Annotated in this window: 10 protein-coding genes and 2 pseudogenes; 9 read left to right on the plus strand and 3 right to left on the minus strand. The window is 71.3% G+C overall.

The features are described from left to right. Positions 1–43 precede the first annotated feature (43 nt). From AC07D6_RS26950 to AC07D6_RS26975, 6 genes and pseudogenes are all read left to right on the plus strand, one after another. A complete protein-coding gene (locus AC07D6_RS26950) occupies positions 44–7,516 on the plus strand; it encodes an SDR family NAD(P)-dependent oxidoreductase (RefSeq protein ID WP_479048530.1) in 7,473 nt (2,490 codons plus the stop codon). A gap of 15 nt (positions 7,517–7,531) precedes the next feature. Next, complete coding sequence (locus AC07D6_RS26955; RefSeq protein WP_479048532.1) at positions 7,532–10,462, plus strand: aldehyde dehydrogenase family protein; 2,931 nt, start codon at positions 7,532–7,534, stop codon at positions 10,460–10,462. Continuing rightward, entirely contained in the window at positions 10,459–10,737 is a 279-nt protein-coding gene (locus AC07D6_RS26960; protein ID WP_479048534.1) for an acyl carrier protein, read from the plus strand. Before AC07D6_RS26955 ends, AC07D6_RS26960 begins: the two co-directional genes overlap by 4 nt. Beyond that, positions 10,730–12,478, plus strand: coding sequence for a fatty acyl-AMP ligase (locus AC07D6_RS26965; RefSeq protein WP_479048536.1), 1,749 nt, complete (start codon positions 10,730–10,732; stop codon positions 12,476–12,478). Before AC07D6_RS26960 ends, AC07D6_RS26965 begins: the two co-directional genes overlap by 8 nt. Before the next feature lie 647 nt (positions 12,479–13,125). Next, positions 13,126–13,371, plus strand: coding sequence for a hypothetical protein (locus tag AC07D6_RS26970; RefSeq protein WP_479048555.1), 246 nt, complete (start codon positions 13,126–13,128; stop codon positions 13,369–13,371). After that, positions 13,338–14,075: pseudogene (locus AC07D6_RS26975) on the plus strand (MobF family relaxase); the annotation flags it as partial. The gene AC07D6_RS26970 and the pseudogene AC07D6_RS26975, both read left to right, overlap by 34 nt. Positions 14,076–14,533: 458 nt before the next feature. Here AC07D6_RS26975 and AC07D6_RS26980 read toward each other — a convergent pair. Together AC07D6_RS26980 and AC07D6_RS26985 are read right to left on the minus strand one after the other, a co-directional pair. Continuing rightward, complete coding sequence (locus tag AC07D6_RS26980) at positions 14,534–15,442, minus strand: helix-turn-helix domain-containing protein (protein ID WP_315877427.1); 909 nt, start codon at positions 15,440–15,442, stop codon at positions 14,534–14,536. A gap of 553 nt (positions 15,443–15,995) precedes the next feature. Further along, positions 15,996–16,460: a hypothetical protein gene (locus tag AC07D6_RS26985; protein WP_479048539.1), complete on the minus strand. Its 465-nt coding sequence runs from the start codon at positions 16,458–16,460 to the stop codon at positions 15,996–15,998. 328 nt (positions 16,461–16,788) lie between these two features. On the opposite strand from AC07D6_RS26985, the gene AC07D6_RS26990 reads away from it, so the two are divergent. Beyond that, entirely contained in the window at positions 16,789–17,190 is a 402-nt protein-coding gene (locus tag AC07D6_RS26990; RefSeq protein WP_479048541.1) for a hypothetical protein, read from the plus strand. 463 nt (positions 17,191–17,653) lie between these two features. Further along, entirely contained in the window at positions 17,654–18,862 is a 1,209-nt protein-coding gene (locus AC07D6_RS26995; protein ID WP_479048543.1) for a hypothetical protein, read from the plus strand. A 69-nt stretch (positions 18,863–18,931) separates the two neighbouring features. Here AC07D6_RS26995 and AC07D6_RS27000 read toward each other — a convergent pair whose 3' ends face one another. Continuing rightward, complete coding sequence (locus AC07D6_RS27000) at positions 18,932–19,069, minus strand: hypothetical protein (RefSeq protein ID WP_479048545.1); 138 nt, start codon at positions 19,067–19,069, stop codon at positions 18,932–18,934. A gap of 45 nt (positions 19,070–19,114) precedes the next feature. On the opposite strand from AC07D6_RS27000, the pseudogene AC07D6_RS27005 reads away from it, so the two are divergent. After that, a pseudogene (locus AC07D6_RS27005) lies at positions 19,115–19,210 on the plus strand (IS5/IS1182 family transposase); the annotation flags it as partial.

The raw sequence follows: 19,210 nt of genomic DNA on the forward strand, positions 1-19,210 counted from the left end.
TGTGTTTGTGCCAGTGCGGATAGTGACGAACTGGGGTGTCGGTATGACGGAGGCTCCGCTCGGGACGGACGGGTTCGCCATCGTGGGGCTGGGGTGCCGGTTGCCTGGCGGGATCACGGATCTGGTCGGGTTGTGGGAGGCGTTGGTGGCCGAGCGGGACTTGGTCACGGAAGTGCCGGAAGATCGGTTCGAGGCCGCGAGGTTCGTCGACACGGCGATGGCGCGGCCGGGAAAGTCCTACACCGCCTGCGGCGGTTTCCTCCCCGGGATCGCGGAGTTCGACGCGGATTACTTCGGCGTGTCGCCGCGCGAGGCGGCCCAGATGGACCCGCAGCACCGCCTGCTGCTGGAGACGACCGCCGAGGCGTTGGACGATGCGGGAATCGACCCCGGGACGTTGGCGGGCTCCGACACCTCCGTGTTCGTCGGCATCTCGGATTTCTCCTACGGCGGGCTGCAGATGGCCAGGCCCCGGCAGACGAACGCGTATTCCGCGCCAGGCGCTGCCCACTCGATCGCGGCGAACAGGCTCTCGCACTTCTTCGACCTGCGCGGGCCGAGCATGGCGGTCGACACAGCCTGTTCCTCGTCGTTGGTCGCGGTGGACCGGGCCTGCCGGGAGCTGGCATCGGGCGGCAGCCGGGTGGCGCTGGCGGGCGGGGTCAACGTCCTGCTGAACCCGGGCGTGTTCATCGAGTTCAGTCAGGCTTCGATGCTCTCCAGGCGCGGGCGCTGTGCGGCGTTCTCGGCGGACGCCGACGGCTTCGTCAGGGCCGAAGGCGCAGGCATGGTGGTGCTGAAGCCGCTGGCTGACGCCGTGGCCGACGGTGACCGCATCCATGCCGTGATCGCAGGGTCCGGCAGCAACTGCGACGGGCGTACCCCTGGTCTGGCCATGCCCAGCGCACAGGCCCAGGAGAGCCTGCTGCGGCAGGTGTACGGCCGAGCCGGTATCGCTCCTGATGAGGTCGCGTACGTGGAGGCGCACGGCACGGGTACGCCGGCGGGGGACCCGGCCGAGTGCACCGCGCTGGGCCGGGTGCTGGGCACGGCGCGGACGAGGGGGCCGCTGCCCGTGGGATCGGTGAAGTCCAACATGGGGCACCTGGAGCCCGCCTCGGGTATGGCGGGGCTGTTCAAGGCCCTTGCGGTGCTGCGCTACGGCGTGATCCCGGCCTCGTTGCACCTGGAACCGCTCAACCCGGGCATCGACTTCGCGGCTCTGGGGCTGGAGCCGGTCGGGCGGGCGCGTCCACTGGTCCACCGCGACGGGCGGTGTTTCGTGGGCGTCAACTCCTTCGGGTTCGGCGGCGCGAACGCGCACGTGGTCCTCGGCCCGTCGCCGAGCGCCGTGCCGCGCCCGGACTCCGAACACACGGGCCGGTTGCCGGTGATCGCTTCGGGGCGCACCGCACAGGCAGCCGAGGACGCGGCGCGGCGACTGGCCGCGCGGCTGGCGTCCGCCGCGCCAGAAGAGTTCTACGACATCGCGGCCACCGCGGGTGTGCGGCGGGCCCTGCACCGCCACCGGCGGGTGGCGCTGGCCTCCTCCCCGTCCGAGGCGGCGCAGCTGCTGTCGGAGCAAGGCGTTGCCGGTGAGGCGGTCCAGCGGGGCCAGGTCGCTCTGGTCTTCGCGGGGAACGGCTCGCAGTGGGCGGGCATGGGGGCCGACCTGCTGGACGGGGACCCGGCGTTCCGCGCCGAGGTGGAGGCGGTCGATACCGCGCTGGCGCCGCGGTTGGGCTGGTCGGTGGCCGAGCGGCTGCACCGGTCGGCGGTCGAGTGGGGGCTGGCGGCCACCGAGGTGGCGCAGCCGCTGCTGTTCGCCGTACAGGCCGGGATCGTCGCGGTGCTGCGTGAGCGGGGTGCTCAGTGGAAGGTCGCGCTCGGGCACAGCGTCGGGGAGGTGGCGGCCGCGTACGCCGTGGGCGCGCTGACGCTCCAGGAGGCGGCGTGGGTGGTTGCCGAGCGCGGCCGGGCCCAGGCGGTGACGGCCGGCCGTGGCCGGATGGCCGCGGTGGGGTTGCCGGCGGCCGAGGCCCAGGAGGTCTTGGAGGCGTACCCCGAACTGGTGGTGGCCGCGGTGAACAGTCCCAGGGACGTGACGATCGCAGGTCCGAAGTCCGTGCTCGAGCGTCTGGGCGCCGAACTGTCGGTCCGGGGGGTGTTCTTCCGGCTCATGGACCTCGACTACGCCTTCCACAGTCCGGCCATGGAGTCGGTCCGGCTCCCGCTGGTGACCGCGCTTGACGGGCTGGCCCCGCAGACCGGCGGCGACGCTCTGATCTCCACCGTCACCGGCGGGCCGGTGCCCGCCTCCGGCCTGGACGCCGACTACTGGTGGCGCAACGTGCGCGAACCGGTCCGGTTCGCCGATGCCGTCGGCCGGGCCCTGGACACGGGCGTCGACGTGCTGCTGGAGATCGGCCCGCATCCGGTCTTGCGCACCTACCTGCGGCGGATCACTACCGGGCGCGACCGGACGGCCGTCGTCGCCACCCTCCACCGTGACACCGCCGGACCGGTGGCGGTGCGCCGGTCGATCGAAGCACTGCTCGCCGCCGGGGCCACCTGGGACTGGGCGCGCTTCTTTCCCCGGCCGCCCCGGGTCGTGGAGCTTCCCGCCTACCCCTGGCAGCGGGAACGGCACTGGTGCGGCAGCCCCCGGGACTGGCTTCCGCGCGTCGGATCGGGGCGGCTGGACCATCCGTTGCTGGGTGAGCGTCTGCCGACGGCGGAGCCCGCCTGGCAGGGGGCGATCGAACCGGCGCTGGTGCCCTGGCTGAGTGACCACAAGGTGGCCGGTTCGGTGGTGTTCCCCGCGGCCGGCTACCTCGAGATGGCCCTGGCCGCCGGCCACCGGCTGCTGGACGGTCCGGTGGAAGTGTCCTGGATGGAGGTGAGTCGTCCGCTGGTCATCCCGTGGGACCGGGCCGGTGACGTCCGTGTGCAGTTGGCGTTCTCACCCGAGGACGGCATGGTCTCCATCACCAGCACCGAGGCCGTCGACGGCATCGAGGACGACCACGTCCAGCCCCGTGCTCACGCCCGGTGCCGGGCCCGGGTCCTGATCGGCCGCCCACCTGCGCGGATCGACCTGTCCGAGGTGCAAGCCCGGTGCACCCGCCGGGGTGATGCCGGCGCCCTGTATCCCGAGCTGGCCGCGAGCGGTCTGGACTACGGTCCTGCGTTTCGGCAACTGGTGCGGCTGCACATCGGGGACGGGGAGGCGCTGGCCGCCTACCGGCACACCACGACCGCCGCGGACACCGCGCGGTACGTGGTGCATCCGGCGTTGCTGGACGGCGCGCTGCAGGCGTGTGTGCCCCTCGTGGCGGCCCGGACCGGTGCCGGGCAGGCGTGGCTTCCGGTCTCGATCGAATCCGTACGGGTGTGGCGCGCTCCGTCCGCGGCGGGGATGCTGCACGTGCGCGACCGCACACACAACGTCGCCGCCCTCTGTTTCGACGTCGTGGTCACCGATCCGGACGGCGGCGTCAGCGTCGAACTGTCCGGTGTGCGCCTGCGGCGCGTGCCCAGCCCTGTCGAGCGGGCGCCGCAGCGGTACGAGACCGTGCTGCGCGCCGCGCCGCATTCGCACCTGCCTGCCGGGCCTTCTCCGCTGCCCGGCAACTCCGTCCTCGCCGGGGCCGTCACAGCCGGCGTCGAGGCGTCCTACGCCGACGCGCGCGGTACGCGCGCCGTGGAGTTCATCGACCGGCTCAAGCAGGTGAGCGCTCATGTGGCCGCCGTTGTGTTCGCGGAGCTGCTGGGTGGCGGCGCGACCGGGTTCACCTGCGATGATCTGGTCCGGCAGGGAATGCTCCCGCAACACGACCGGCTGGCGCGGGCGCTGCTCGTGGTGATGTCCCGGTACGGCCTGGCCGTCGCCGGCGAGGACGGCCGGTGGAAGCTGACGGGGAAGCCGACCCCCGCCCCCCTGCTGACGCTGCTGCCGCTGGACTTCCCGGCCTTCAGCGCCGAGGTGCAGATGGCCGTACGGCAGTTGTCCCACCTGGCCCAGGTTCTGCGCGGCGAACGGGACGCACTGCATCTGCTCACCGGCCAGGGCGCGGTAGAGGCTCTGGAACAGTTCTACGACGTGGCGCCGTCCTGCCGTTTCCACAACAGGATGCTGGCCGCGCTGGCGGCGGAGATCGCGCGGGAGTGGCCCGAGGACCGCCCCCTGCGGATCCTGGAGGTCGGCGCGGGCACAGGCGGCGCCAGTGCCGCGCTGCTGCCGCTGCTGCCGGCGGACCGCACCGTGTACCACTTCACCGACGTGTCCGCGGGTTTCTTCGCCCGCGCCCGCCACCGGTTCGCCGACCATCCCTTCGTCGCCTACCGGACCCTCGACTTGAACGCCGACCCGGGCCGGCAGGGTTTCACCGGCAGCTCCTACGACCTGGTGGTGGCGGTGAACGCCTTGCACGCCGCCGCCGATCTGCGGGCGGCCCTGCGCCGGGTGCGCGCGCTGCTGGCGCCCGGCGGCCGGCTGCTGGTCGCCGAGACACACGACACCGGTTATCTACTGCCGTTCTTCGGCATGCTGGACAGTTTCTGGAACCACGACGACGAGGCGCGACCGGACTCGCCCCTGCTGAGTCGGAAGCAGTGGTTCGACGCGTTGCGCACCTGCGGTCTCACCGACGTCGTCTGCCTCAACGACAGCGGCGAGGTGATCAAGGAAGCCTTCTCGGTGCTGCTGGCCGCAGCGCCCGCGCACGAGACTCCGCGGCCCGCACTGCCCCGGTGCCAGGACGGCACCCGGTGGATCGTGGCCACGGAGAGCGACACCGAGACACCGCTGGCCCGGCAGGTGGCGGCGCTGCTGGCCGGGCAGGGAGCACCGGACGTACCGGTGGTGCCGGCCACCGCCGACGCCGCGAACTGGACGACAGCACTCACCGGTGACGGCGATCCGGCCGTCGTGCTAGTCCTGGGGGAAAGCCCCGCCGACCCGCAGGCAGCGCTCGACCGGGCCGTGTGCCGCACAGCCGTGCTGCGCGCACTGGCCACTGCCTGCCGGCGTCTGCCCGACGGAGTCCAGCCCGCTCTGTGGCTGGTGACGCGGCCCAGCGGGGCGCTGCCCGCACCCGAGCGGGCCGACCACCCGCAGGACGCCGTCGCCTGGGGCGCGGCCCGCACCCTGGCCAACGAACACCCCGATCTGCGGGTGACCCGACTGTCGCTGGAACGCCTCGGTGACCCCGTGGCCGATGCGCACCGGCTCGCCCGTGAACTGCTGGAACCCTCCCCGACGGCCGAGGACGGCGAAGACGTGCGAGGGCGCGAGGACGAGATCGTGCTCACTTCCGGCGGGCGCTTCGTGCCCCGGGAACACGCCCTGCCCGTGGGCGAGCGCATCGAGTGCGGCAGCGAGGAACCCTTCGTCCTGGAGATCCGTGCGCCCGGCCTGTCCTACGAGCCCGTCTGGACGCAGGCACCTTCCCGGACGCCGGGCGCCGGGGAGGTGGTCGTCGCGGTGCGCGCGGCGGCGCTCAACTACCGGGACATCATGCTGGCGACCGGACTGTTGCCCCCCGAGGCGAAGGTCGGAGTCTTCGGCGAGGACGTACCCGGTTACGAATGTGCCGGGATCGTCACGGCCGTCGGAGACGGGGTACAGGACCTGGCCGTGGGGGACCGCGTGTTCGCGGCCGCCTCGGCCTGTCTCGCCTCGCACATCGTGGCCCCCGCGTCAGCCGTGATGAAGCTCGCCGACGGTATCGGGTTCGCGGAAGCCGCGACCGTGCCGGTGGCCTATCTGACGGTCCACCACGCGCTGCACGACCTGGCGCGCCTGGCAACCGGGGAGACCGTCCTGGTGCACGGGGCCGCGGGCGGAGTGGGGCTGGCGGCCCTCCAGTACGCACGCCTCGTGGGCGCCAAGGTGATCGCCACCGCGGGCAGCCCGGGCAAACGCGATCTTCTGCGTGCGCTGGGCGTCGAACACGTCCTGGACTCCCGCACCCTGGACTTCGCCGAGCAGGCCCTGGCGCTCACCGGCGGACGCGGCGTCGACGTGGTGGTCAACTCGCTGGCGGGGCAGGCCATCGACCGAGGTCTGGAAGCACTGCGGTCGGGCGGCCGGTTCATCGAACTCGGCAAACGCGACATCTACGAAAACAAGCCGCTTCTCATGCGGCCCTTCACCCGTAACATCGCCTTCTTCGGCGTCGACATCAGCACTCTGCTGATCGACGAGGACGGCCTGGAGAAAAGCCTCCGCCTGATGGCGGCGATCGCCGAACGCATGGCGGACGGACGCTACCGGCCGCTGCCGCACGTCGTCTACCCGGCCGCTCGGGTCAAAGAGGCGTTCGAGCTGCTGCAGCACTCCCGGCACGTCGGCAAGGTCATCGTGAGCCTCGATCCGCAGGACGGCCCGGTCCCCGTACGCCTGCGGCCCGAGACGCTCCGCCTGGACCCCGACGGCAGTTACCTGGTCACCGGCGGACTGGGCGGCTTCGGCGCCGCCACCGCCCGCTGGCTCGGCGAACACGGGGCCCGTCACCTGGCTCTGGTCTCCCGGCGGGGTGCCGACGGCCCCGAGGCGGCCGAAGTGCTCTCCGACCTGGCGGCGTGCGGAGTGACGGCCACGCCCTACGCCGCCGACGTTACCGACATGGCCGCCATGGCCGAAGTGATCGGCCGCATCGACACCGGCGGACACCGGCTCGCAGGAATCGTCCACGCCGCCATGACGCTCGACGACGGCCCCCTCACCGAACTGTCCGACGAGCGCGTCCGGGCAGTGCTGGCCCCCAAGGTGGCCGGCCCCACGGTCCTCGACGCCCTGACCCGGGAACGCGCACTCGACCTGTTCTGGCTGTACTCCTCCGCCACCACGACCGTGGGCAACATCAAACAGTCCGCCTATGCCGGCGGAAACCTGTTCAGCGAAGCGCTGGCCCGCCAGCGGCACAACAGGGGATCGGCGCTCGCCGTCGCCTGGGGCGCGATCGAGGACTGCGGCCACGTCGCACGCGAGGACCTGGGGACGGCCATGCAGGCTCTCGGCATCGCCCCGCTCGGCTCCCGCGAGGCACTGGACGCGCTGCCCACCCTGACGGCGTCCGGCACCGCCGTCGCCGGAATCGGCCGCTTCGACTGGGCCCGGCTGCGCGCCCTACTGCCCGTAGTCGCCGCACCCCGCCTCGCAGCGCTGCTTTCCGCTGACGGCGGGCCGCACGGACACACCCGCCAAGACCTCCTGGCCACCCTGGCCGGTCTCTCCCCGCAAGAGGCGCTGGAAACCGTCAACGGCACGCTCGCCGAGCTGATGGCCCACATCCTGCAGACCGACGCCGCCCGCCTCGACGCGCGGCAACCGCTGCAGGACTACGGAGTCGACTCCCTGATGGGCGCCGAACTCCTGGCCGCACTGAAACAGCACCTCGACGTCGACATCCCGCCCCTGGAACTGCTCCAGGGCGGCGTCACCCTCACCGACATCTCCCGCCACGTGCTGCTACGCCTCGGCGCCCGCACCACCGACACCACCAACGGCTGAGAGCGAGAACCACCGATGACCCGCCCGCACACCCACGACCTCGCAGCGCACCGCGCCGACCACTTCCTCAGCTTCGCCTCACTCCTCGACGGCACCAGCGCCTGCGACTCCCCCGAGTGGGTCTACACGCTCCGCGCGAGCGCACTGATCGACGACCCCCTCGGCGCCACCTGCTACCGCAACGCACTCAACGCCGGGCGCATGACCCCCGACGCCCACCCCGACACGATCCTGGGCCGCTGCGCCCTCGCCGGCCCCCAACAGATGGACACGGCACTCCACGTGGCCCGTCGCGCGGCGGCCGAGTGGGGCGGCAGCGCGCCGGCCCGACGCGCGCGGGTGGCCGAGGCGTTCCGCGCCCGGCTGCACGAACACGCCGCCACACTGACCGGCCTCCTCGTCGAGGAGGGCCACCCGGTGCGGCTGGCCCGGATGGAGGTCGGAAACCTCCTCACCTTCTTCGGCCCGGAAACCACCGACTGGTGTCTGCGACAGATGGAGACCCGCCACAGCCTCGACGGTCGGACGGTGGAGTTGCGGCGGGTACCGGACGGCGTGGTGTGCGTGCAGCCACCGCTGAACACCCCGGCGCTCAGCGTCGGCGCCGCCTTCCAGTGCGTCCTGGCGGGCAACGCGCTGGTGGTGCGCCTGCCCCGGCAGGCACCGATCGCCGCGATGTACCTGCTGCAGCGGATCGCCGTGCCGGCGCTCGCCGACGCCGGCGCCCCGCCCGGCGTGCTGTCGGCACTGTGCACCGACCCCGCCCAGGCACTGGACACCTGGCTGGCCAGCCCCCTGGTGGACGACGTGCTGTACTTCGGCGACTCCGTCCGCGGCGAGCAACTGGAGAAGGCATGCCTGGCGGCGGGCAAGAAACCCGTCCTGGAACTCGGCGGCAACGACATGGTCCTGGTATGGCGGGACGCACCCCTGGAACACGCCGTCGAGCTGCTGATGGAGTCCTTCCACGGCGGCGGACAGATCTGCTGCGCGCCCAACATCGCACTCGTCCATCCGGAGATCGCCGACGCACTCGCCGACCTGCTGACCGAGCGGGTCCGGACGCTGCGGCCCGGCTTCCCCGACGACCCCGAGGTGGTGCTGGCCGCCTCACCCCACATGGCCGGCTACGACGCCACGCTCGCCGACGCCCGCAAAGCGGGTGCCCGCGTGCTGACCGGCGGACGCCACCTGGACGTGAACGGCCGGGAAAGCGACATCGCCGTCTTCGTCGAACCGGCGCTCGTCCGGGCCGACGGACTCGCCCACGCCCGTCGACTGCGCGCCGTACGGCACGAGACGTTCTTCCCCCTGCTGACCCTGGTCGTCCCCGACCCCGCCCGCGACGACGACCTCCTCACCGAGATGACGTCGTTCGTCGCCTCCGGCCGGTACGGCCTGCGCAACTCCCTGCTGGCACAGGACCCGAAGGTCATCGACCACTTCGTCCGCGAGGTCCGCTCCTGCGGCCAGCTCCGCGTCAACGACTCCCACCTCGCGGGCGTGGCGTACCTGTCCAACCACGGCGGCCCGGGGCTGAGCGGTGACCGCCACGGCGAGCTCAACTACCCGATGCTGCGCACCAGCCGCCTCCAGGGCGTGTCCGTCGCGCAGGCCCCACCGCTTCCCCGGGAGACCATCCCCAACGTCCCGGCGTCGAGGCCCCGAGTCGAGGCGAAGCGGTCGTACCCGCCCGGCTGGCCGCCCGAGGACCTGCCCGGTGGCCTGCCGGCCCCGTTCACGGAGGCGTTCCAGCACGATCCGTACCCCACACTGCACTGGCTGCGCGAGCACCGGCCGGTGAGCCGGATCGTCAGCCCGGACGGCCCGGGCTGGCTGCTGACCCGCTACGGCGATGTCCGCCAGGCCCACACCGACCCGCGGGTGACCTGCGACAGCACCCGCACCACCGCCGGCCGGACGTGGCTTCGCCATTGGCCCGACGACCTGCGGGAGCGGCTGTTCACCCACCTGCTGGACAGCGACGACCCCCGCCACGCCGACCTGCGCGCGATCATGCGCCCCTTCTTCACGCCCGCCCGGCAGGAACAGTGGCGTGCCCGGGTGCAGCACATCGTCGACACCCGCATCGACCGGATCGCCGACCGGGGCCACGCCGACCTCATGGCGGCCGTCGCCTACCCGCTCGGCGGCAACGTCCTGTTCTCCGTCCTGGGCGCCGCCCCGCCCCAGATGGACCACCTGCGGGCGATGATCTGGCGTACCGCGGACTGGAACAACGAGGTCCCCTATGTCGCGGCGCTCGCCTATGAGATCGACGCGTTCGTCCGCAAAGCCGTCGCCGAGAAGCGCCGCTCGCCCGGCGACGACCTGATCTCCCTGCTGGTGACGGCCCGCGACCGGGACGGTCTGCTCAGCGAGGACGAACTGCACGGTCAGGTCATGATGATGCTCGCGGCCGGCCAGGACCCCAGCATCAACAGCGTCGGCAACAGCCTGCACGCCCTGCTCTCCCACCCCGACCAGCTCGCCGCACTGCTCGACGACCCTTCCTTGATCGAGGCGGGCATCAACGAGCTCCTGCGCTACGAAAGCCCCCTGCCGTTCACCAGCTGGCGCGGCACCCTCGAACCCGTCGAGTTCGGCGAGGTGACCGTCCCCGCGGACGAGTCCCTGTTCCTGTGCCTGGGGGCGGCCAACCGCGACCCCGCACGCTACCCCGACCCCGACCGCCTCGACCTGCGCCGTCCGACCCGGAGCCATCTCGCCTTCGGCCACGGCAGCCACTACTGCCTGGGCGCCCACATCGGCCGGATCACCGCCGAGACGGCTGTGGTCACCGTTCTGCGTCGCCTGCCCGGCCTGCGGCTGGACGGCACACCACAGTGGCGGCCCAGCATGTTCGAGCGTGGTCTGAGCATCCTGCCCGTCGCCTGGGACGAACCCCGCACCACGCACGCGCCCCACGGGGGAGCCACCCGATGAACCGCTCCGAGATCCTCGCCGAAGTGAAGGCGCTGCTCGCCGAGTGCGGTGACGTCGATCCCGCGCAGGTCGATGAACAGACGGCGTTCATCGCCGACCTCGCACTCGACTCACTCGTCCTGATCCGCATGACCGTCCTCGCGGAGGAACGCTTCGAGGTGCGTATCCCCGACGAGGCCGCCTGGGAACTGCACACGGTCGGTGCCGTGGTCAACTACATCGAGCACCACCTCGAAGAGGCGCAAGCCGGGCGGAACGGAGCACACGGTGAGTGAGTTCGTCCGGTTCCTGCGCGAAAAGCTGTGGCTCCTCGGCGACACCCGCTGGTACGCGCGGGTGGACAGCGTCCGCGGTGAACTCGTCGAGGTCGAACGCCTCGGTTACGCCCAGCTCGATGCACGCGCCCGCTCGGTGGGAGCCTGGCTGACCGCCCGGACACCACCCGGTGCACGGGTCATGCTGATGTACCCGGCGGGCCTGGAATTCCTGACGACCTTCCTCGGCTGTCTGTACGCCGGGCGGATCGCCATCCCCGCTCCGCTGCCGGACACCGACCGCCGAGCCCTCCAACGCGCCGAGGGCATCATGCGCGACGCCGACGCCGGCCTGGTCCTCACCGACACCGCGCACCAGCCCGCTCTCGCCTCCTGGCTCACCGGCCTGGGTGACGCACGACGGGCCGAGTGCTTCGCCACCGACGCCGTCGCCCTGCCCGACCCCGACACCTGGTCCCCCCTCGCACAAGACCTCTCGGCGACCGCCTACATCCAGTACACCTCCGGATCGACCAGCGAACCACGCGGTGTCGTCATCAGCCACCGGAACCTACTGCACAATTCGCTGTCCATCAGGAAAATGCTCCTTCCCGAAGAGTTCCTGGACGAGATGCGCCACACCCCGTCACCAACCAGCGCCGGCTGGCTTCCGCACTACCACGACATGGGCCTGGTCGGCATGCTGCTCAGTCCACTCGCGAACTACAGCAACCTCGTCTTCTGCTCCCCGGTGTCCTTCATCTCCCACCCTCTGCTGTGGCTCCAGATGATCAGCCGATACCGGGCCTTCTGCACCTTCGCCCCGAACTTCGGCTACGACTGGCTACTCAAAAGCCTCAAGACCAGCCAACTCGGCGACCTCGACCCCGACCTGGATCTGCACCCCCTGCGATTCGCGCTGAGCGGCGCCGAGCCCGTACGCCCCGACGTCCTGACCACAGTCGCCCGCCGCCTCGCCCCCATCGGCTTCCGCCCGGACATCTGGGCACCCAGCTACGGCCTGGCCGAGGCCACCCTCCTGGTCACCGGCACGCCCTGCGGCAACGGCCCCACTGTGCGGAGCTTCGACCGCGAGGCGTTGGAGGCCGGCCGCGCCGTGCCCGCCCCGGGCGGCACCGACCTCGTCGGCTGCGGCCGTCCTGTCGACGCTGAGGTCCGCATCGTCGACCCCGCCACCTCACGCCCTCTGGACGACGGTCACATCGGTGAGATCTGGGTGGGCGGCGACAGCGTCGCCGACGGCTACCTCGGTGACCCGCAGGCGACCGCCGACACCTTCGCCGCCACCACAGCCGACGGTGACGGACCCTTCCTACGCACTGGTGACCTGGGCTTCTTCCAGCACGGTGAGCTGTACGTCACCGGCCGTGCCAAAGACCTGATCATCGTCAACGGCCGCAACATCCACCCCCAGGACATCGAACGCCTCAGCGAAACCGCCGACCCCGCCGCCGGTCCGTGCGTCGCCTTCGCCCTGCCCGATCCCTCCGGTGCCGAACGCATCGTCCTGGTGCAGGAGATCCGTCCCCTGCACCTCAACGGCCGCACCCCTGCGACTCTCGCCGACCTGATCAAGAAGCGTCTGGCCCACGAGCTGCGGCTGGCTGTTCACGTCGTCATCGTCGGCCCGATGAGCGTGCCCCGGACCACCAGCGGCAAGGTCCAGCGTGCACGTGCCCGGGAGGAACTCCGCTCTTCCCGCTTCACTCCTTTGCACTCGGACCTTTCCACCCTCGTGTGAGTTCTCATCCGTGTTGCCGTAGGGGATCGCCTTGACCTGCGAAGCTGCGGACGGCTGAGAGGTATCCCGGCGTGTTTTTCGGCGCCCGCCCGTCAGACACCGCCCTTGGCCGACCGCCAGGGGCTGCACCGGCGCGCGCCAGGCGGTGGCGCGCGGGCGGCGATCCACGCGTTCTGTCCGAGGTACCGCACTGAGGCGGCCATGCGGCGCGTGCGGCCGTCCCGTTACGGCTGGGCGCGCGGATCCTGGTACCGCGTGCCGGCGGTGCGCTGGTGGAGGTAGGGGGCGTGCCGGGGGAGGATGCCGGGTTTGTGCGTTGGAGGTCGAGGTTGTTTTCGATGTCGGTGAAGGGGCGGGTAAGGAGGGAAGGACGAGCTGATCGAGTGCTGGAAGGACGCCCGCCAGGACGGCGCACCACCAGCGTCGCCTCGCCCGGCTTCGCACAGGACACGCTCGACTTCGGCTGACCGACGACAGCGGGGACGGGCGGGCGGGCCCTGTACGGGCCGGCCGATCCCACCGAGCTGCTTGTGCGGCACTGGGAAGGCGACGTGCCGTGTCCACCGGCGCCGCCGAACCCGCCCGTCCCGCTCGACGAGCCACACCACGCCGCCGTCCCGCTGCCCCGCAGCACAGGGAGCTGTTCCGTGGACAGCACAGGAATCGCCGCCCCGGCCACCGCCGCGCCCGTCCTGCCGCGCGCCGAGCGTCTGCGCGCCTTCGTCCGGCTGGGCCGCCCCAAGTTCCTCGTCCAGAGCATGATGGTGGTCGGCCTCGGCGTCAGCATGTCGGTGCACGACGGCCACGCCTTCGTTCCCGGCCTGGACGCCTGCATTGCCGACCAGGCCCTCGCCCGCCACGCCCGCCCAAGCGCACCGAGCTGCTGTCGCTGACCGAGCTGCGCAAGTGGTGGCGCGCCTCCGCGATCCGGGCGTTCGGCGCTTGCACCGTCTACCGGCTCGCGCAGCGGGCGCGGGCGGCGGCCGCGGCGGTGTGGGCGCGGGTGCGGCCGGTGGTCGACATCGCGCTGGCGGCCGTCGACGTCGTCGCCGTGGTGTACGTGATGCGCGGCGCCTTCGCGCGCCACCGCCTGCTCGCCGAAGCCCGCCGCGACCTCTCCTACGTCCTGCGCGGCCGACCCCACCAGCCGGGCCTGGACGAACAGATCGTGCAGAGCGTCGTCGACGACTACACCCGCCCCGTCGGGTGCGGCCGGATGATGGCCGCCGACCTGCGCGCCCTGTACCCGCGCGACACCGAGGACCAGGCTGTGCTGCGCCCGCTGACCCGCAAGCGGCCCGCGACTTCGTACGAGCGGGCCCGCCTCGCCGCTGACACTCTGGCCACCCGGGTCGGCTCCGGCCGGAAGGACGGCCGCCTCCTGGAGCCGGAGGCCGACGTCGACACGGTGGAGCAGCCCCGCCGGACCTTCGAAGCCGCCGCGAAGGTGGCCGCCAAGCTCCGGGACGGCGCGCGAGAACGCGCCGCTGCCTACGGCCCCCGAACGCAACCCGCCCCGGCGACGGACCGGCCGCCGCACACCCCGCAGCCCGGCACTCAGCACACGCCGGGCCGGACCACAGGAGGAGTCGCCTGAAAACCCTGGAAGAACGCCCGCGGCCGCGCGCCGCGATGCCCGCGCCCTGTCACGGTGCGGCACTCCACCGCCTGGCTGTGGTGACGATGCCGGGCATCGTCCACTGAGTGGAGCCCACGATGTTCTGCATCCAGTGGCGATGCACGACATCGGGTGGGCTCCACTCAGTGGACTCCACCCGATGGACTCCATCGAGTGGACTCCACTCTGGTGCGCCGCACTCGATGTTCCGCACCGCACCGGTGCGCTCACCGCCGACCGACTCCTGGATCAGGTGCGGCTGGAGGCGCGCGACCCCTTGTCCGGCTCCGCTACACCCCCTTGATCGCGAAGAGGTTGAACAGCGGCGCGGACGTCACCGCCGAGCAGCTCCGCGCCGTCACCGCGCGTCCGGACGCTGCAGGTCGAGCACCATGACCCGCGCGGCCGGGTCGAGGCCGCCGAGGTCGAGCACCAGTTCAGGTCTGATCCGCGGCGCGCAGGGCCCGCGCCAGCCATTCCAGCTCCTCGGTCGCGTCGGGCGACGAATTCTGCCCGCGCACACGGGCGACGAGCCTGCGGTAGTGCTCTGCTCCTGCCTCGATTCCGGCCTCCAGGCTGCGCAGCACGGCGGCCCGATCGGCGTCACCGAACAGCTCGGACAGCACCTCGGCCGCTGCCGGTCCCTCGGGAGCGACCCCGCCTCTTCTGATCTCCGCGACGGTCTGCACGATCTGCCTGGCCCACCAGATGGACGCTCCGGGGGGACGGCCCTGCCCTGGTACGGGCGTGTTGAGCTCCATCCATGTGCGCAACCGGGCGCGGAACCCGGGGTCCGCAACCAATTCGGCCAAGTCGATCCAGGCGTCGACCTGCTCAGGTGTGGGATCGTCGGGCAATTCGATGCTGAAGGCGCGCATGCGGTCGCGCAGGCGCGGGTCGTCGAGGCCGCCGAACACCTCCTCCTTGAACTCGTCGATGACCTGCTTGCGCTCGGCGGCGGAAAGCCGCGCCAACCGGTTCATCATTGCTGTCTCCTCAACGGTCGAACCCCGTTTCGCCACGGTGGACAGGACGGCCCGACTCACCTTGAGGGAGCGGATCTGCGCGTCGAGCGCGGCCACATGCACGGCGGCGACCCCGGCGACCGTGGTGCGGCCACTCAGGACACGACACACGTCGTCGAGCCCAAGGCCCAGCTCCCGCAGGGTGCGGACCAACTCGACGCGGGCCACGGACTCAGCGTCGTACAACCGGTAGCCGCCCGCGGAACGACCCACAGGCGGCACCGCCCCCTCGTCCGACCAGAAGCGCAGGGTACGTACCGGAAGTCCAGTGCGGTGCGCGAGCCGACCAATGGTGAGCACTTCGGGGCGTTCGTCGTCCATGAGTAAGATCCTGAACCCTCCGGCGGCTGGAGACACAAGCGCTCAGTGCGACATCCCGTGAATTCTCCAGAACTCTGCCGAGTTTTCTCACCACCGCCAACGCCGACAGCATGCGCCTCCCCGCCTTCGACCAGACTGCAGACCGATCAGATCGGACGAGAAAGCTTCAGGAATCCCGAAGTCACGTCACTGACCGGCCGATCACGAGAACGAGAGAGAAGCCCCAGGCCAGGGGCCAGGATTCCGGCAAGAACCACGGGAACCGACGGGACGTCCCACACGAGCGGTGGTGCCCGTCCCCGGTCGGCACGGGGAGGGTCCAGCTCTGCTACCGCGATGTTTTCCCTTGACATCGGCTGTTTCGGCTGGCGATCAGGTCGCGGTCAAGGGGGTGTGTGATAGAGGAGCCCGCCCGGCCGTGGCGCGCCCCGGGGCGGTGCGGCGATGTCGGCGGACCGCACCGCCGAGCGCCCGACGGCGGTGCGGTGCGGCGCGCGGCGGTGGCGCGGGCCCGAGGCGCGCCGCACCGCACCACCGCGTTTCCAGCGGCGCCCTACGCGATGGTCAGGCGCACCGGAGGCGAGCCGGCCGATGCGGGGTGCGCGTCGAGGGCCTGGCCCACGCCGACGGCTTCCAGTTGGCGCAGGGTGTCGGTGACGTTCTCGTAATCCTCGGTGAGGAACTGGGCGGCGAAGTCGATGACCGCGCGGGTGATGCCCTGTGCCGTGTTCGGCCCGGTCTGCGCCCAGATCCGCAGCGAGGTTATGAAGACGCGCCCGAGGGCCTCCAGGGCGAAGGTGTCTTTGGACGGCTCGCCCGCGCCGGCGTCGGGCAGCGCGGTGACCGGGACGACGATCCGCGTCGCGGCGTCGACGAGCAGCTCGGGCATCTGCGGTTCGGCGCCGGCGAACTCGCGGGCGGCTTCGATGTCGTCGGCCTGGACGGCCCGGAGGTGGTTGAAGGCGCTGATGGCCACGTGAGGCGTCATCGGGGCGAGCGGCATGCTGGTGGTGGGCATGTCGGCTCCTGAACGTACGGGCCGCCCCGCTGATCGTGGCGGCCTCGACCCCGATGCTCGGGGTGCGGCCCTGTGGACAGAGTCCGGCCGGAAGGGGGAGAACCCTCCCTCCTCCCGTGTCCCGTGACAAGGAACTTGGACCGATTGCCATCGAAGTTGGACCGCCACTCGGTGCGTGACAGCAAAGCTGGACCGGGAGCCGAGAGGCCACAGCCGTGGTGTTACCGCTGGCACCTCGCCTGACCTGAGCGATGCCCATGAGGTCGAGGAGCGTGCTGGGAAAATCCGTGCTTGACCTCAACCATGGTTGAGGAGCGAGTGTCGAGTCATGGCCGCTCACGATTCGACGAGTCTCCTCTTCCGGAACACCATGCGCATCACCGAAGGTCACCTGGAGGGCTTCCGTGACGCCATCACCAGGGCAGTCGCGTTCGCACAGCAGCACGGTCCTCAGCTGATGGTGGAGACCTTCGTGGACGAGGAGCGGATGCTCGCCCACAGCTTCCAGCTCTACCGGGACTCCGACGCGGTCCGCCTCCACTGGAAGCTGGCGGATCCGTACATCCAAGAGGTGATGAAGCACTGTCAGGTGGAGCGCTTCGAGGTGTTCGGCGCGCCGGACGCCGACGTGGTAGCGGGCGTACGCTCGGCTCTCGGCGAGCAGTGCGCGCTGACGTTCAGCCCACGCATCGCCGGCTTCGTCCGCTTCGCCACCGGGCACCGCGCATAGCCCCCGACCTCTCGTCGCCTGGCATCAGCGGTCCAACTTCGATGGCAAACGATCCAACATCACTTTCAGAGGACACCGGCTGATCACGATGCGGTCACGGCGGAGGGGTTCTTCACGACCGGCGTCACACGAGAGCGGAAAACCGAACTTGTAGAAGGTGAATGGCGGGATGGGCCCGCCCCACCTTTCAGGAGCACCTTGTGGCGAGCACCGCAGACGAGCCCGAGCAGCCCCTTGACCGGGGCGAGCAGCCCCCTCTGCGGACCCCTCCATCACCCCCTCCGCGCCCCGTCGCCAAGATTCGAGCGTTGTTACAGGTCAGCCCCGGAGGACAGGGGGGCGCCACAGGTCCGACAACCTTCTTGCCTCAAGGCGTCCTTTGCACAGGAAGAACTCGACAGGGTCCCGGCGGAGGGAGCTGCTGCAAGCGCTGGGGATCTTCCAGAGGGCGACGCCCGATCAGTTGTGGAAGCTGACTCGTCCGGCCAACCAGCACGACAAGCTCGTACGGGTCACCCTTCTGGATCTTCAGGACCACCGCCTGGTGAGGATCGAGTTGGTACGGGAGGACCAGCGGCAGGTGTGGGTGCTGACCCGGCGAGGGCACGGCGAGGCGAAGCAGCTGCTGGAGCCGAAGGGCATACGGGTCTCGGTACTGCGCGAGGAGAGGTACGACCCGGTCACCGGGGCGCTGCTCGGCGCCGGCTATGACGACCATGCTGCGGCGGTCACTTCGACGGCCGCCGAACTGCACCGTGCCGGGATCAGTCATCGGCTCGGCTTCGCCACCGAGGTTCCGCACCGGCTTGGCCACGGGTACGTTCAGCGGGCGGACTTGGTGGTGCGGGCGCCGGCGGCCAGGGTACCGGTGATGCTGCTGGAGATCGACCGCCGCACCGAGAACGCCGACGACCTGGTGCACAAGCTGCGCCAGTACTGGGAGTGGGGCCGACTGCTCCCGAAGGACGCGGACACGTACACCGTGGACCTGGCTCGGTCCCGGCCGGACGCGATCGAGCACGTCGACCACGAGGAGTGGCTGTGGCGCAGGTTCTACCCGCCCACCGGCCGTGAGGGCCTGGTCCCGCTCGCGTTCGTGTTCGCCGACACCACCGAGGCGAAGGTCGCCAACACGGTCGCCGTGCTGGAGGAGGCAGGCCGCCGCTTCTGGGCGCCGCACCGGTACGACACCTACTACCGCGAGGCGATCACGGCGAAGGACTACAGCCGGGCCGTGCCGGTCGTCTACACCCCCCTGGAGCAACTCCAGGAACACGGCGCCGGCGCGGCGGTGTGGCGGCGCCTGGGACGGGACGGCGAACAGACCCTGACCGACGCGCTCGACAACCCCGACGGCGACGCCCTCTACCGCGAACAGGCCGCCCACGCCGAAGCGGAGGAGGGGCGGCGCCGCGCCGCTGAGCGGGAGGCGCGGCGGCCGGTGCGCAAGCGGTGCGGAAGGAACTTCACCGACCAGCGCTGGGAAGAGACCACCGCGAGGACGGCCTGGAAAGCCAGGGACCTGTCGGTGTGCGGCACCTGCCACGCCGACGACGTCGCCCGCGAGGAAGCCGCCGCCGAAGCCGCCCGCGTCCAGGCCGCCACGCCACCGGAGCATGACCACGACCAAGAGCCGGGTAAGCTCCGCGGGCTGTTCCGTCGCCATGGCTGACCCCACACGGCGACGCCGCCCTCCCGCCGGACACGGGGGAGAGGCGGCGTCGACGAGCAGCGGCTCAGGTCAGGCCGAGGCGGCCTGCCTCGTCAGCGCGGCGAGTGGGGAGTGCCGGCCCTTCTCCACCGCGCGCAGATGCTCCCAGTCGACCTCCGGGTGTGCGTCGACGAGCGTGTCGACGGAGGCCGTGGTGTAGAGCGGCACGTCGACCGTCCGGCCCGCGACGTGCCGAATTGGGCCTCGACCCACTCTGTCGTCGTCACGCCCGGCAACGTCAACGACTCCACCGTCTTCGACACGGTTATGGACGATCTGAGAGTGCCCCGGACCGGCGCGGGGCGCCCC

The organism is Streptomyces sp. NPDC045287, assembly GCF_056432325.1.

Coding starts and splice junctions, on each gene's coding strand:
- AC07D6_RS26950 (WP_479048530.1), top strand. CDS start 44: ATGACGGAGGCTCCGCTCGGGACGGACGGGTTCGCCATCGTGGGGCTG.
- AC07D6_RS26955 (WP_479048532.1), top strand. CDS start 7,532: ATGACCCGCCCGCACACCCACGACCTCGCAGCGCACCGCGCCGACCAC.
- AC07D6_RS26960 (WP_479048534.1), top strand. CDS start 10,459: ATGAACCGCTCCGAGATCCTCGCCGAAGTGAAGGCGCTGCTCGCCGAG.
- AC07D6_RS26980 (WP_315877427.1), bottom strand. CDS start 15,442: ATGGACGACGAACGCCCCGAAGTGCTCACCATTGGTCGGCTCGCGCAC.
- AC07D6_RS26985 (WP_479048539.1), bottom strand. CDS start 16,460: ATGCCCACCACCAGCATGCCGCTCGCCCCGATGACGCCTCACGTGGCC.
- AC07D6_RS26990 (WP_479048541.1), top strand. CDS start 16,789: ATGGCCGCTCACGATTCGACGAGTCTCCTCTTCCGGAACACCATGCGC.